The 13,101-nt window shown below is 48.9% G+C and carries 15 protein-coding genes; 8 read left to right on the top strand and 7 right to left on the bottom strand.

The genetic code is table 11. The features are described from left to right. Positions 1–20: 20 nt before the first annotated feature. The 3 genes from dctP to NF212_RS11790 form a co-directional block, all read right to left on the bottom strand. The gene (gene dctP, locus NF212_RS11800) at positions 21–1,073 is read right to left on the bottom strand and encodes a TRAP transporter substrate-binding protein DctP (RefSeq protein ID WP_434355837.1); all 1,053 of its coding nucleotides are present in this window, start codon (positions 1,071–1,073) and stop codon (positions 21–23) included. A gap of 94 nt (positions 1,074–1,167) precedes the next feature. Then, entirely contained in the window at positions 1,168–2,490 is a 1,323-nt protein-coding gene (locus NF212_RS11795; RefSeq protein ID WP_434355835.1) for a TRAP transporter large permease, read from the bottom strand. Further along, entirely contained in the window at positions 2,490–3,074 is a 585-nt protein-coding gene (locus tag NF212_RS11790) for a TRAP transporter small permease subunit (protein ID WP_434355833.1), read from the bottom strand. Before NF212_RS11790 ends, NF212_RS11795 begins: the two co-directional genes overlap by 1 nt. 212 nt (positions 3,075–3,286) lie before the next feature. Here NF212_RS11790 and NF212_RS11785 point away from each other — a divergent pair, with 212 nt between their 5' ends. Continuing rightward, on the top strand, positions 3,287–4,147 hold the full coding sequence (locus NF212_RS11785) for a MurR/RpiR family transcriptional regulator (protein WP_434355831.1): 861 nt from the start codon (positions 3,287–3,289) through the stop codon (positions 4,145–4,147). A 41-nt stretch (positions 4,148–4,188) separates the two neighbouring features. Here the strand turns inward: NF212_RS11785 and NF212_RS11780 are convergent, their stop codons facing one another. Genes NF212_RS11780 through NF212_RS11770 form a run of 3 tightly spaced genes read right to left on the bottom strand, consistent with a single transcriptional unit; the run spans position 4,189 to position 5,951 of the window. Next, the gene (locus NF212_RS11780; protein WP_434355829.1) at positions 4,189–4,671 is read right to left on the bottom strand and encodes a YchJ family metal-binding protein; all 483 of its coding nucleotides are present in this window, start codon (positions 4,669–4,671) and stop codon (positions 4,189–4,191) included. A gap of 3 nt (positions 4,672–4,674) precedes the next feature. Further along, the gene (lpxH, locus tag NF212_RS11775; protein WP_434355827.1) at positions 4,675–5,409 is read right to left on the bottom strand and encodes a UDP-2,3-diacylglucosamine diphosphatase; all 735 of its coding nucleotides are present in this window, start codon (positions 5,407–5,409) and stop codon (positions 4,675–4,677) included. 44 nt (positions 5,410–5,453) lie between these two features. Then, complete coding sequence (locus NF212_RS11770) at positions 5,454–5,951, bottom strand: peptidylprolyl isomerase (RefSeq protein WP_434355825.1); 498 nt, start codon at positions 5,949–5,951, stop codon at positions 5,454–5,456. Positions 5,952–6,135: 184 nt separating this feature from the next. On the opposite strand from NF212_RS11770, the gene cysS reads away from it, so the two are divergent. Both cysS and cspE read left to right on the top strand, forming a co-directional pair. After that, a complete protein-coding gene (gene cysS / locus NF212_RS11765; RefSeq protein WP_434355823.1) occupies positions 6,136–7,515 on the top strand; it encodes a cysteine--tRNA ligase in 1,380 nt (459 codons plus the stop codon). Positions 7,516–7,796: 281 nt separating this feature from the next. After that, complete coding sequence (gene cspE, locus NF212_RS11760) at positions 7,797–8,003, top strand: transcription antiterminator/RNA stability regulator CspE (protein WP_054674791.1); 207 nt, start codon at positions 7,797–7,799, stop codon at positions 8,001–8,003. A gap of 125 nt (positions 8,004–8,128) precedes the next feature. Here cspE and NF212_RS11755 read toward each other — a convergent pair whose 3' ends face one another. Beyond that, positions 8,129–9,154, bottom strand: a complete 1,026-nt coding sequence (locus tag NF212_RS11755) for a transporter (protein ID WP_434355821.1) — start codon at positions 9,152–9,154, stop codon at positions 8,129–8,131. 483 nt (positions 9,155–9,637) lie between these two features. Here NF212_RS11755 and NF212_RS11750 point away from each other — a divergent pair, with 483 nt between their 5' ends. The 5 genes from NF212_RS11750 to NF212_RS11730 are packed head-to-tail and all read left to right on the top strand — an operon-like array spanning position 9,638 to position 13,014. After that, entirely contained in the window at positions 9,638–10,456 is an 819-nt protein-coding gene (locus NF212_RS11750; RefSeq protein WP_434355819.1) for a hypothetical protein, read from the top strand. Between the two features lie 19 nt (positions 10,457–10,475). Beyond that, positions 10,476–11,324, top strand: a complete 849-nt coding sequence (locus tag NF212_RS11745) for a hypothetical protein (protein WP_434355817.1) — start codon at positions 10,476–10,478, stop codon at positions 11,322–11,324. A 54-nt stretch (positions 11,325–11,378) separates the two neighbouring features. Further along, positions 11,379–11,732, top strand: a complete 354-nt coding sequence (locus NF212_RS11740) for a carbon storage regulator (RefSeq protein ID WP_434355815.1) — start codon at positions 11,379–11,381, stop codon at positions 11,730–11,732. Between the two features lies 1 nt (position 11,733). After that, positions 11,734–12,414, top strand: coding sequence for a C39 family peptidase (locus tag NF212_RS11735; protein WP_434355813.1), 681 nt, complete (start codon positions 11,734–11,736; stop codon positions 12,412–12,414). Between the two features lie 12 nt (positions 12,415–12,426). Then, the gene (locus tag NF212_RS11730; RefSeq protein ID WP_434355811.1) at positions 12,427–13,014 is read left to right on the top strand and encodes a hypothetical protein; all 588 of its coding nucleotides are present in this window, start codon (positions 12,427–12,429) and stop codon (positions 13,012–13,014) included. Positions 13,015–13,101 lie beyond the last annotated feature (87 nt).

The raw sequence follows: 13,101 nt of genomic DNA, 5'->3' as shown, positions 1-13,101 counted from the left end.
TATGTTTTGGGGTGCTGCGATTAGCTGTAGCGGTATGGTTTACCGGCTTTTTGCATATCCGCGTTGTACTTCTTGAAGATATCGACAACCTTCTGTGCCCGTGGGCTGGTCTTCGCTATTTCATCCCAGAACTTAAATGCTTCGTTTTCTACCTGAGCCCACTCCGCATCTGGAATGGTGGTCAGCTCCAGTTTGGTGCCTTCGACACGCAACTTGGCTTCTCCACCCCAGTACCAGTGCTGGCGGTAGTAGTGGGAACTGTCCATGCACAGCTGGAACAGCGTTTTCAGGTGTGGTGGCAAGGCATCCCAGCGTTCAGAGTTGGCAAAGAAAGAGCCGCACCATGCACCGGAAATGTTGTTGGTCAGGAAGTATTTCGTTACATCAGCCCAACCTACGGTGTAGTCCTCGGTGATACCTGACCATGCGATACCGTCAAGCTCCCCAGTCTGCATGGCAACTTCCACATCTTCCCAAGGGAGGGTGACAGGAATAACACCAAAGCGTGACAGGAAGCGGCCGGCAGTTGGGAAAGTAAATACCCGCTTGCCTTTCAGGTCAGCAACGCTGCGGATTGGATCTACGGTTGCAAAATGGCAAGGATCCCATGCGCCGGCACTCAGCCAGGTGACACCCTCAACTTCGTCGTAGGCTTCTTTCCAGATATCGGCCAGGCCATATTGGTTAAACAATACCGGTACATCGAGGCTGTAACGGGTGGCAAACGGGAAGTAACCACCGAATACCGACACATCTACCGGTGCTGCAATGGAGTCGTCATCGGACTGCACTGCGTCAATTGTGCCGCGCTGCATGGCGCGGAACAGTTCACCGGTTGGAACCAGTTGGTCTGCGTAGTAGAGCTCAATTACCATCTCGCCGTTTGCTGCTGCGTTGAACGCATCAATCGCTGGTTTGATAACGTGCTCTGCCAGTGCTGGGCCTGCGTAGGTTTGCAGGCGCCACTTAATTGGCGTTTTCGATGTCGCAATAGCGGGTGCACCGACAACGGCGGTAGCACCGGCAACTGAGGCAGCTCCTGCTTTTTTCAGAAAATCGCGTCTGCTGGTCATCTTACTTTCCTCCTTGGAGTGTTCGTGTCATTGACCCGGTATCCCTGGGACCCGGAAACGCTTTGTGTTTTACCTATGTAGCTTCACTTTTTGTTTATCGGCTGTAGTGGTATTCAGGTAACCACAACGCCAATTGTGGGAAGACCATTACCAGAATCAGTCCAAACAGCATGATGCAGACAAATGGAATGATTGAGGTGTAAATGTCCTTCAAAGTGACTTCTGGTGGTGCCATTGCCCGCATGAGGAACAGGTTGTAGCCAAACGGTGGCGTCATGTAGGCGATCTGGCAGGTAATGGTGTAAAGCACGCCATACCAGAGCAGATCGAAACCCAGAGCCTTGACCAATGGCACGAACAGCGGTGCGACGATGACCAGCATGGCGGTATCGTCCAGGAAGGTCCCCATAATGAGGTAAGAAAGCTGCATCAGGATCAGGATCTCCCAAGGAGACAGGCCCAGGCGGTCAACGAAGAATGCTTCAATGGCTTTTACAGCACCAATGCCATCAAATACTGCGCCAAAACAGAGTGCGGCGAGAATAATCCACATGAACATACAGCTGATGGCAAGCGTCTTACGCAAGGTCTCTTCCATCACCTTTTTATTCAGGCGGCGTTTGGCAATTGCAGCGATTGTGGCAGACAGTGCCCCCACGGCTGAGCTCTCAACCAGGCTGGTAACGCCAGTCAGGAACAGGCCAGTCATGGAGATAAAAATAAGGAGGGGTGTAATACCGGCGCGCAGCAGTAACAGTTTCTCTTTGAGCGGGACATTGCGCTCTTCAGGCGGCAGTGCAGGCCCAAGGGAGGGCTGCAGTTTACAGCGTACGACGATATAGACGATAAACAAAGTCGCCATCAGCAAGCCTGGGAACACACCGGCAAGCCAAAGCTGGCCCACGGGCTGGCGTGCAATCATACCGTAGAGCACCAATACTACACTCGGTGGGACAAGGATCCCCAGGGAGCTGCCTGCCTGTATGACCCCGGTCACCATTATTTTGTCGTAACCTCGGCGCAATAGTTCGGGCAGTGCAATGGTGGCTCCGATTGCCATACCGGCAACACTCAAACCATTCATGGCAGAAACCACTACCATAAGGAAGATAGTACCGATTGCCAGGCCGCCATTCAGCGGGCCCATCCAGACATGGAACATCTTGTAAAGATCTTCCGCGATGCCGGATTCTGAAAGCATGTAACCCATATATATAAAGAGGGGCAGCGTGAGAAGCGGGTACCACTTCATCAGTTTCATACCAGCGCTGAAGGCAATCTCAGAGCCACCGTCGCCCCAAAGTAAAAGTGCTGCAATAACGGCGACAGAACCGATAGCGGCAAAGACTCGTTGGCCCGTCAATAGCATCAACATCATTGATGCAAACATCAGCAGGGCAATTAATTCATAGCTCATCAAACATCTCCTGCTTCTTCGTTTTCGTTCGATGTAGGATTGATGGTTTTTCCTGACTTAAGGAAAGCGATATCACGCAGCAACGCTGCTGTAGCCTGCAACAGCATCATGAATATGCTGATACACATCAGGATCTTGATGGGGGCCATATACGGGCGCCAGGCAGAGTAGCTGCGCTCTCCGTACTGAAGTGCGTAATCTGTGCTGGAGATACCGCCATAAAGCAGGATGACGAGATAAAGGATAAGGAAAAGTACGGTGAAGGAGTCTATCCATGCACGTTTACGGTGAGACCATTCGCCGTAAAGCAAATCCATACGAACATGGGCGTTAAGTTGCATCGAATAGGGGCCTCCCATCATGTAGAAAGCCACCATGACGAACTGCGCCATTTCCAGTGTCCAGAGTGCGGGCAGAAAAAACGTTTTTGTAATGGAGGAATAAAGAAGTATTCCCATCATTACAAATACAAGATACATGGCGAAGCGACCCATTTTCCGGTTGACCGCTTCAACCACGATCACGTACCGCCACAAAAAGCGTGGCAGGCACAATATCGGGTCATCGGTTTTAGGTAACTGCATTTTCCTCTTCCCTGATGTCGGTTCTGTTTCCTTTTTATGGGAACAGCCTTGTGATTGTTATTCTGATGTTGCATGTTGGTTAATGTAAATCGGATGTACTAATAATTACAGCAAAAGAATTTCTGTCAAGAATTTTACAAAATAATTTTTTCTCGTTTTTGAAGCGTGTTATGTTTGAATATAGAAAACGGGGAGAATTTGGCTAGTTAGCGATGAAGATGACGGTTGCAGATAAAATCAAAGAAGCCTTTACATCTCTGACACGAGCGGAGAAACAGCTTGCCAACATCATGTTGGAAAGTTATCCGGTTTCAGCGATGGGAACGGTTGTTTCACTGTCGGAAGCGGCGAAGGTATCCACACCTACTGCGGGAAGAATGGCTAGAAAGCTTGGTTTCAAAGGCTTTCCGGACATGCAGCGCCATATAAAAGGTGAGTTGGGTGATACGCTGACCAATCCACTGGAGAAGCATGACCGCATTGTCACGAGTGGGGACGGGCATATCCTCAGCCAGTTTGCTGATGCGGTGATGAATAATATTCTCCAGACCGTCAGCCAGATCGATACGGCAGATTTTGATCGTGTGGTTGAGTCAATCTCACGTACGGAGAATGCGCTGTACATTGTGGGCGGGCGGATTACCCATTCTCTGGCCGAGTATTTCTATACCCATATGCAGGTGATTAGGCCAAATGTAACATTGGTGGAACCAAACGCTAACAGTTGGCCGCATTATGTCATTAACATGCGACCGGGTGATGTGCTGGTGGTATTCGACATCCGTCGTTACGAGAATGACATTCTGACCCTGGCAGAAATAGCCCGTAGCCGGAATGTAGAATTAATTTTGTTCACTGACCAGTGGGGCTCCCCGGCCACTAAAATTGCCCAGCATGTTTTCCACTCCCGCATCGAAGTGCCTTCTGCGTGGGATTCAACCGTGGCGGTCTCTTTTCTGCTTGAAGCATTGATTGAGGCGGTTCAGTCAACCATCTGGCCGGACACCCGTAACCGGATGAAAGATCTGGAAGCATTGCTTGATAAGGCGAGGCTGTTTAGGAAATTTGTCTGATAATGATACCTAAGAATCTGACGCCATAATGAATGCTGCGATTAACCGCAGCATTTTTTGAATTTCTTTCCACTGCCACATGGGCAAGGATCGTTTCGGCCGACTTTCTCTGCTTTGGGGTGCTCGCCGTCAATGTAGAACCACTGCTCGCCACCTTCCACAGGCTCGCGCACGAAGCGCGACTTCTCATGCATATGGGTCAGCTTGCCGTTTTCCATATACCAGGCTTTGAATTCCACATAGCCTTGCTTGCCATTTGGTTCCACTGAGCTGTTCAGTACCTCAAGCATACGCCAGTCACCATGGACGGATTCCGCGATTGCTTCCCGGTAATCTGCGGCATTACAGCTTGGGTGGTAAGTATCAACAACGTAATCAACCAACCCCTTCACATGGGCGCTGTAGCGGCTGCGCATCAACTGTTCCGGGTGCTGCGCATGAGTCGGGTTGTGATGAACGGGCTCACAACAAGCCGAATAAGGTTGTTGGGTGCCACAAGGGCAAAGGTCTTTCAATTCAGTCATGGTTTACGCTTTCGTAGTAAATGGGCGGCTTTCCAATGTTTGCCCCTGAGGGGTACAGACAAGCACAGAACCGTGTTCGTACCAGTCACCCAAAACAATGCGGGTTAGTGTTTTTCCGTCATTACCAGTCTCATGGACTGCAGGACGGTGGGTGTGGCCGTGTATCATCAGTGGAACCTGGTGCCGGGCAAATTGCGTATCAACCTCTTCCGGGGTTACATCCATGATTTCATAGGATTTGTGTTGGTTTTCTTCGCTGCTCTTTGAACGCAGTTTGTTACCAATGTTACGACGTGCACTAAGCGGCAGGCGGAAATAGAGCCACTGGATGAACTTGTTATGCACTTTCCGCCGGTAAGCTTGGTAGCCTTCATCACGCGTGCAAAGGGTGTCCCCATGGAGAATTAGCGCTGGTGTTCCGTAAAGGTCAATAACACTATGTTCATCCATGAGCTGGATGCCGGATTCGCGGGCAAATCGTTTTCCAATCAGGAAATCACGGTTTCCGTGAATAAAATAGCAGGGGACGCCGCTCGCGGTCAGGTTTCGGAATGCCTGAATAACCTGGCGGTGGAACGGGGTATCGTCATCGTCACCAATCCAGGATTCAAAAAGATCCCCGAGCACATATAGTGCCTCACATTGGCGGGCCTCCGTTTCCATAAAGTGCAGGAAGCAGGCCGCAATGTCAGGACGGTCAGCACTGAGGTGAAGATCAGAAATAAATAGTGTCGTCATAGATGGCGTAAACAAAAAGGGCAGCGAGGCTGCCCTTGGAGGGATTATTCCTCGATAGTAGTGCCAGTGATCAGCACTTCATCAAGAGGTACGTCCTGGTGCATGTAACCGTAGTTGCCGGTTGATACACCTTTGATCTTGTTGACGACGTCCATACCCTCAACCACTTCACCGAATACACAGTAGCCCCAACCCTGAGAGTTTTTGCCTTTGTGGTCCAGGAACAGATTGTCGTTCACGTTGATGAAGAACTGGGAAGACGCAGAGTGCGGTTCCATAGTACGTGCCATAGCAATGGTACCGGTTACGTTGCTCAGGCCGTTGTCCGCCTCGTTGACGATAGGAGCACGGGTTTCTTTTTCCTGCATGCCTGACTCAAGGCCGCCGCCCTGGATCATGAATCCGTCGATTACACGGTGGAACAGGGTGTTGTCGTAGAAACCGTCACGGCAGTAGCTAAGGAAGTTTGCCACGGTTTCCGGGGCTTTCTCCGCGTTCAGTTTTAGTTTGATGTCACCAAAGGTGGTGTGCAGTGTTACCATGATGATGTCCTGTCAGTAACGAGTAAGTTTACGGGCCGATTCTAATTAACTGTAGTGAATTGTGCCACTTCTGGTGTGCGAAAATTCGTAAACCGGCGCTTTTCCGGCCTTGCTAAAAGGGACGGCAAAAGGTCTAATATCCCTTCTCAATCCCATTATCTATAAGACCGAGACACAAGACATTATGTTGAAGATCTACAACACATTGACCCGACAAAAAGAGGAATTCAAACCAATCGTGCCAGGTAAAGTTGGCATGTATGTTTGTGGGGTAACAATTTATGATCTGTGTCACATCGGTCATGGCCGTACATTTGTTTCGTTCGATGTGGTATCCCGTTATTTGCGTTACTCAGGTTACGACCTGAAGTTTGTACGTAATATCACGGACATTGACGACAAGATCATCAAACGCGCGGCTGAAAATGGCGAAAGCTGTGAATCACTGACTGAGCGCCTGATCGGTGACATGCATGCAGACTTTGATGCCCTGAACATGATGCGTCCGGATGTCGAGCCTCGTGCGACCCAATTCATTGCGGAAATCATTGCGCTGGTTGAAAAACTGATCGAGCGTGGTTTCGCCTACGTTGCCAGTAACGGTGACGTGATGTTTGAAGTGAGCAAGTTTGATGAGTACGGCAAGCTGTCAAAGCAAGACCTTGACCAGCTTCAAGCCGGCGCCCGTGTGAATATTGAGGAAGCCAAGCGCAGCCCACTGGACTTTGTGCTGTGGAAGATGTCAAAGCCTGGTGAGCCTACCTGGGAATCACCTTGGGGACCGGGCCGTCCAGGCTGGCATATTGAGTGTTCTGCTATGAACTCAGCGATTCTGGGCGATCACTTTGACATCCATGGTGGCGGCTCTGATCTGCAGTTCCCACACCACGAAAATGAAATTGCCCAGTCCTGCTGTGCCCATGATACCCAGTATGTAAATACCTGGATGCACAGTGGCATGGTAATGGTTGACCGTGAAAAGATGTCCAAGTCACTGGGTAACTTCTTTACTATCCGTGATGTTCTGGCTCACTTTGACCCGGAAACTGTGCGCTACTTCCTGATGTCAGGCCATTACCGCAGCCAGCTGAACTACAGCGAAGAGAACCTAAAGCAGGCTCGTGCCTCACTGGAGCGCCTGTACAACTCGCTGCGTGGTCTGGACAACGTGGAAGCTGCCGGTGGTGAAGAGTTTGTCGCCCGCTTCAAAGAAGCAATGGATGACGACTTCAACACACCAGAAGCCTATTCAGTGCTGTTTGACATGGCGCGCGAGATTAACCGCCTGAAAGGTGAAGATCTGGCGACCGCGTCTGCGCTGGGTGCGCGTATGCGTGAACTGGGTGATGTACTGGGCCTGCTGGCTCAGGAGCCAGAGGCATTCTTCAAAGGTGATGCCGGTGAAGATGACGAAGTGGCAGAAATCGAAGCGTTGATTAAAGCGCGTAATGATGCCCGTGCTGCCAAAGACTGGGCTGCCGCCGATGCGGCGCGTGATGCCCTGACAGCAAAAGGTATTGTGCTGGAAGATGGTGCTCAGGGAACAACCTGGCGTCGCAAGTAATCGACCAATGCCTCAACAAAAAGCCCTCTTCGGAGGGTTTTTTTGATGTCGGTCGATAAATATATCTGTACTAATCCTGCGGCTATGCTATCTTGTAGTCCGGCCTGTAAAGCAGCCTATTTATACGCGACAATTGTTATACGAAAATCTTCAATGTTACACCGTTTTACGTGTTCGTAGTCCTGAAGCTTTCCTAGATCAATCCATCGTTACATAAATAATTCCTTACCGGCTACACCGCAATTTTTGCGAATTATTTACTTTGCTTTTAGGAGACTTCCATGTCTAAAGCTACTGGTACCGTTAAGTGGTTTAACGAAGAAAAAGGTTTCGGTTTCATTTCTCAGGAAAATGGCCCAGACGTATTTGTACACTTCCGTGCAATCGTTTCTGAAGGCTTCAAGACCCTGGCTGAAGGCCAAAAGGTTTCTTTCGACGTTGAGCAAGGCCAGAAAGGTCCTCAAGCTGCTAACGTTACTAAGCTGTAATTCAGCCCTGCTGATAGCTTAGAAAAACGCCCGCTGTTGCGGGCGTTTTTGTATCTGGATGATAGTAACGTTTGTTAGTACATCTAAGTACAAACGTCCCTGGCTTCTTTCCTTTCACCCCACAGTCAGAACGATTTGGTCAGGTTAAAGCTCAGCTGAAAATCGGGTGAGTCTTCTGTAAGCCCCGCTGTACTGACAATATTCATGGAAGTGGCAGGACTGAAGCGGTAGTTAACGCCAAAATTGATCGAATCTAACTGCAGCATTGATGAATCTTCTTTCTCTCCATTGATTTTGATATCTGATTCAAGGATTGTCCGGTGTGAAAGACCCAGGCTGAAAGAAAGATCGGGATTCACTGCAAATCCCATTCCTGCGCGAAGCGCAATTGAATCTCCCGGACGTACTTCATACATATCCACTGCGTCAGTGCCGTCAGACCGCTTTACCTTAACGTCGTAATCCCCCTCAAAGTTATAGATATAACTGATGTTCATAAATAGAACTGCCGGGGCCAAGGGTTGAATTAAAGTAAGGTTGGGTTCAATGCTGTGAAACCCTGAACCGGTTGGTACATCGTCGTCCAAGTCAATTTCATAGGGGTTTTGTCCGGTGGTACTTTTGTACCTCAGTCCTCCCACCCAATAGGGCGGCTTGTCGACGTTAAACTGGTATTTAAAGGCAACTTCCACATCACCAATACCGTAGCCATTAAACGAGGAATTTTGGCTTTCCGGTTCTCCATCCCCGGTATTGTTAAAGTTGCTGGTGCTCCTTTCTACAAATCCTGCAATAAAAGGAACCCGGATTTCTCCTTCGAACCTGTTTGTAAACCCGTAGCGCATCCCCAGACCGAGTGTCAGGGTAGTTCTCTCTTCATCATTGGCCTGGATCAAGCCAACCAAAAGCGCAGGCAGAACCGTATAGCCAATGACATCAATCTTGTTTGATGTGTTTTGCGCATAGGAGAACCCCGTATCGAATACAACTACACCGCGAGGCGTTAACACACCAGGCTTTTCCAGCACATCACTGACGGTCTGTACCCTGTTGGGTTCAGACAGTTCATCTGCCATCACCAAGCCACTGAATGCCATTGGCAGCATCGCCGCCGAAAGCCAGAGCCGACTTCTTTTCCAAGATGGGCACATATTGCCTCCTTGTTGTTTTTTTGGATGCTGCCTGCCAAGCAATATCTGACACAGACTTATTGGTTTGAGCTGTTTTGAGCGTAGTTAGCCAGATATGCGGTAGAACGAATGTTTATGGTTTTTATCGTTTATGAGAGTCAGGGTTCAGAGATAGGCCAATCCTCAATACCTTTCACTTTTGCAGTTCTGAAAAACCACAGGTTTTAATTCTTGCGTGTTCCTTATATGAGAAACCCACTAAAAAATAAAAAATATGAAAGATAATGAAATCAGCCAGATAGGCCTGATTTTTCATTTGTTTTATCTGGGACGTTTTCTCAGGTCTGCTGAACGTAGGATTGAATTGCTTCGAGCTGCATGACGTTCAAATGCTGATTCGGGTGTGCAGTGTACTCAGGAAGCAGTCCGGTTTGGACGACTCTTTATTCAGTTTTCAGTCTAAACCGGAATTCCAGTAGCGGAAGGAAATGGGAGAATTCCAAAATGAAAAAGACATATCTTGCAATGATTTTGGCCGGTCTGATGGCTGGATCCATCTCGACGGTTTATGCAGACCAAACAGCGAACGGTGCCGGCAACGATGCAGCCGCGGGTGGTGATGTAACCTCGGCAAATGGTGGAGGCCATGACACTAACAGCAGTAACAATACATTTTCTGAGGGGAGTGGTGACGACTACAACAACAATACTAAAACCTATGGCGATGGTGATGATAACAACGGCAACACCACGACCAAAGGTGACGGTGATGACGGAAACAACCGTAATAACTCCGACACGATGACTGATGACGGTGATGACGGTAACAACCGGGATAACTCTTATGCCAAAGAGTTCAATATGAAAAACGGTGACAACCGTGATAACAGCATGACCTCGAATGATGGTGATGACGGTGACAACCGGGACAACACAGATACCCGTTCTACCAGCCGGAACAACGGTGATAACCGTGACAACACCACAAGAACCAATGATGGTGATGACGGTGATAACCGTGATAACACCAAGACGTATACTTACTCAGACAGTTCGGTGATGACGACCACGATCTCAATCGACAAGAACAGCTGGGCATCAACGTCTACATTGAATGGTTCTGTGACAAATAACGAGGTGTCTCTGTCTAACGATCACTCAGCACGTGCTTGTTGCGCCGGTACTCAAAGCATCACTGCCAATGCGACCAACTCAATTTCCAACTACGAGTCTACGGGTATCGGCCAGGCTTCTGTGAACAGCGGTGCCAATGCGCTGACCCAACAGAGCGTTGCAGTTAACGCTTCTATCCACAACAACTGAGTAAAGGGGTAAATGAATCATGGATATGAAGAAAACGACGCTGGCAGTGTTGATGGCAGCCGTGTTTACTGCTCCGGCTGTTTTGGCAAACCAGACTGCAAACGGGTTGGGTGACGACACTGCAGCATACGGTGACGTAGTGTCAGCGAATGGACCCGGCAATGACGTCAATAACAGTGGTAACTTGAATGACAATGGCGCTGGTGACGACGGTAACGGCAATACCTTGACCAAAGGTGACGGTAACGATAACAACAATAATATCAATACCATTGGTGACGGAAACGACGGGCATAACCGGGACAATGTGTACACCAATACCAACAACGGTGATGACGGTGATGACCGGAACAACTCTTACTCCAAATCCGTAGGTTGGGGTAATGGGAACGACCGTGACAATCTCATGGACACCAATGACGGTGATGACGGCCATGACCGCAATAACAGTTACACCAAAACTGTTGCCACTGGTAATGGTGATAACCGGGACAACAACACCGCCACCAACAACGGTGATGATGGAGACAACCGTAACAACTCCTATACCAAGACCAAGACCATCGCGACCCAGACTACGCTGAGCAAGTCCTTGTCTGCTGAAAAATGGGTCTCTGAATCTGCGCTTGAGGGAGGTGTCTCCTACAACAGGGTTTCACTGAGTAATACCCGCAGCGGCTTTGGTGCAGGCGAAGGAGGTGGGCTGAACCAGCGAATCTCCACTTCTGTTAATAATGCGCTGGATGGATATACCTCAACCGGTGTTGGACAGGCAGCATCTAACAGTGCAGCGCAGGCTATGACCCAACAGAGTGTGGCGGTTAACGCCTCTATTCATAATGCGGGTAATGGCGGAGGCAACTTGTAAATCTACAGGGAATAGAGCCCCGGCAAGCCGGGGCACTCCTTGAAGGAGGTTGTAATGCGACGCACCGTTATGGGGCTACTGTTGTTGTTTTCGGCCGGGGCGACCGGTTCGGAACTGGATTTAACGGCAGGATCTGTTGTTGATGATGATGAGATGCTGAGCACCCGCGGTGGGCAATATGATGTACTGATAGATGTCGATTCAATGGTCAGCGAGTCTAACCAAACAGGGGAGGTGAGTAATAACCTCGCCCAGAACGTAACATCAGGTAAGAACGTCATTAAGGATACTGCATTCTCCGGCGCGTCCGGTGTGGTTAATGTGGTGCAGAACAGCGGAAGTAATGTGCTCATCCAGCATTCAACAGTCATCAATTTACGTGTTGACGCACCGGTAGGAGGGGATTGAGATGCTAAGTAACGTCATCAAGGCAGTTTTGTTTTCCGCGGTAATGGTTTCTTCTGCATATCCGCTCGGGTATATGGCTGCCAAGCAATCTTTTAATGTGGATGTGGAAAGTTATCAGGAAAAAACCTTTGGTGACGTTATTCGGCAGCAGTTTGATTTCAGTTGTGGATCAGCAGCAGTCGCTTCACTTGCCAGCTATCACTACAACATTGATGTTGCGGAAGACTCGGCGTTTAAGGCCATGTTTGATGCCGGTGACAGGGCCAAAATTGAAAAAGAGGGCTTTTCCCTTTTTGATATGAGGCAGTATTTACACTCCCTCGGCCTACAGGCTGAGGGATACAAACTGGGGTTGGATAAACTTCGTGAATTAGGTGTACCAGTCATTACCCTGGTTAATTTCGATGGATACCATCACTTTGTACTCATCAAGGGCATCAATGATAACGCCGTTATATTAGGAGACCCTTCCCGGGGGATTATGGTGATGGAAAAGGATAAGTTCCTGAATTATTACCGGGAAGTTGTATTGCTGGTGGTCAACCGGGCAGATGAGGGCAGGGACTCATTTATTACAGATAACAATTTCAGTATTTATGAATCGGCCCCGACGGACAGCGCTATTTCCCGTGAAGCGATGATCTCTGACATGGTCGCGTCACCGGCAATTTTAGGATTTTAAAGGGAGGACGCTATGTCGAACTACCTACACCCGTTACTTGTTGTGGCACTCCTTGCAGGAGGTTCTGTACAGGCAGGTGACCGGTTAAATGTATCCCCTTCTTTTCAAATGTCGGAATTTGAACTCTTGTCATACCGGGGAGGTTTTGACCTTGAGGGCACATTTTTCAGGATAGGCCTTTCCATTGAAACCATTTTTAATGATGTGCCGTTTTTTAATTCACATATTGGGGGTTTCACTATCAAGAACGGAAAACTGGATGTAATTCCAGCACCGGCGGTTGAAAGTCCTCGGGTACCCGTCCAACCCGGAATCGACAATGTGACAGCGAAAACTGACGTATCTGGCAACCCTGTTCCCACACTCTCTCAACCCAGTGAGAATGTAACGGTTATCCAATCGGGTATTGGTAATGTGATCCCAGAAAGCGTCACACAGGACTTGCAAAATTCTGTTGTGAATATCATTCAGAACTCGCTTAATAATCAATCCATTAAAGTGAATACAAAAGTGGATATTGATGCCAATGTCCAACGTTTTATCCGGTCTAAGGCGGCCGCGGAAAAATTAGAGCGCAGTTTGTCCCTGACGCACTACTGATGCTCACGCCAACCGATCCCTCCCAGCCAATCTAACAATTGGTACATGCTTGAAATTGCATAGGGTTTATTTTTTTAATTTTAGAGG

Source organism: Parasalinivibrio latis (assembly GCF_036825535.1).
GTDB lineage: Bacteria > Pseudomonadota > Gammaproteobacteria > Enterobacterales > Vibrionaceae > Parasalinivibrio > Parasalinivibrio latis.
This window is presented reverse-complemented; position numbering and strand designations above follow the sequence as displayed.

Excerpts from the sequence above, each read along its gene's own strand:
- NF212_RS11740 (WP_434355815.1), top strand. The coding sequence starts at position 11,379 with ATGCGACGCACCGTTATGGGGCTACTGTTGTTGTTTTCGGCCGGGGCG.
- NF212_RS11745 (WP_434355817.1), top strand. The coding sequence starts at position 10,476 with ATGGATATGAAGAAAACGACGCTGGCAGTGTTGATGGCAGCCGTGTTT.
- cysS (WP_434355823.1), top strand. The coding sequence starts at position 6,136 with ATGTTGAAGATCTACAACACATTGACCCGACAAAAAGAGGAATTCAAA.
- NF212_RS11755 (WP_434355821.1), bottom strand. The coding sequence starts at position 9,154 with ATGTGCCCATCTTGGAAAAGAAGTCGGCTCTGGCTTTCGGCGGCGATG.
- NF212_RS11770 (WP_434355825.1), bottom strand. The coding sequence starts at position 5,951 with ATGGTAACACTGCACACCACCTTTGGTGACATCAAACTAAAACTGAAC.
- lpxH (WP_434355827.1), bottom strand. The coding sequence starts at position 5,409 with ATGACGACACTATTTATTTCTGATCTTCACCTCAGTGCTGACCGTCCT.
- cspE (WP_054674791.1), top strand. The coding sequence starts at position 7,797 with ATGTCTAAAGCTACTGGTACCGTTAAGTGGTTTAACGAAGAAAAAGGT.
- NF212_RS11730 (WP_434355811.1), top strand. The coding sequence starts at position 12,427 with ATGTCGAACTACCTACACCCGTTACTTGTTGTGGCACTCCTTGCAGGA.
- NF212_RS11785 (WP_434355831.1), top strand. The coding sequence starts at position 3,287 with ATGAAGATGACGGTTGCAGATAAAATCAAAGAAGCCTTTACATCTCTG.
- dctP (WP_434355837.1), bottom strand. The coding sequence starts at position 1,073 with ATGACCAGCAGACGCGATTTTCTGAAAAAAGCAGGAGCTGCCTCAGTT.
- NF212_RS11795 (WP_434355835.1), bottom strand. The coding sequence starts at position 2,490 with ATGAGCTATGAATTAATTGCCCTGCTGATGTTTGCATCAATGATGTTG.
- NF212_RS11780 (WP_434355829.1), bottom strand. The coding sequence starts at position 4,671 with ATGACTGAATTGAAAGACCTTTGCCCTTGTGGCACCCAACAACCTTAT.
- NF212_RS11750 (WP_434355819.1), top strand. The coding sequence starts at position 9,638 with ATGAAAAAGACATATCTTGCAATGATTTTGGCCGGTCTGATGGCTGGA.
- NF212_RS11790 (WP_434355833.1), bottom strand. The coding sequence starts at position 3,074 with ATGCAGTTACCTAAAACCGATGACCCGATATTGTGCCTGCCACGCTTT.
- NF212_RS11735 (WP_434355813.1), top strand. The coding sequence starts at position 11,734 with ATGCTAAGTAACGTCATCAAGGCAGTTTTGTTTTCCGCGGTAATGGTT.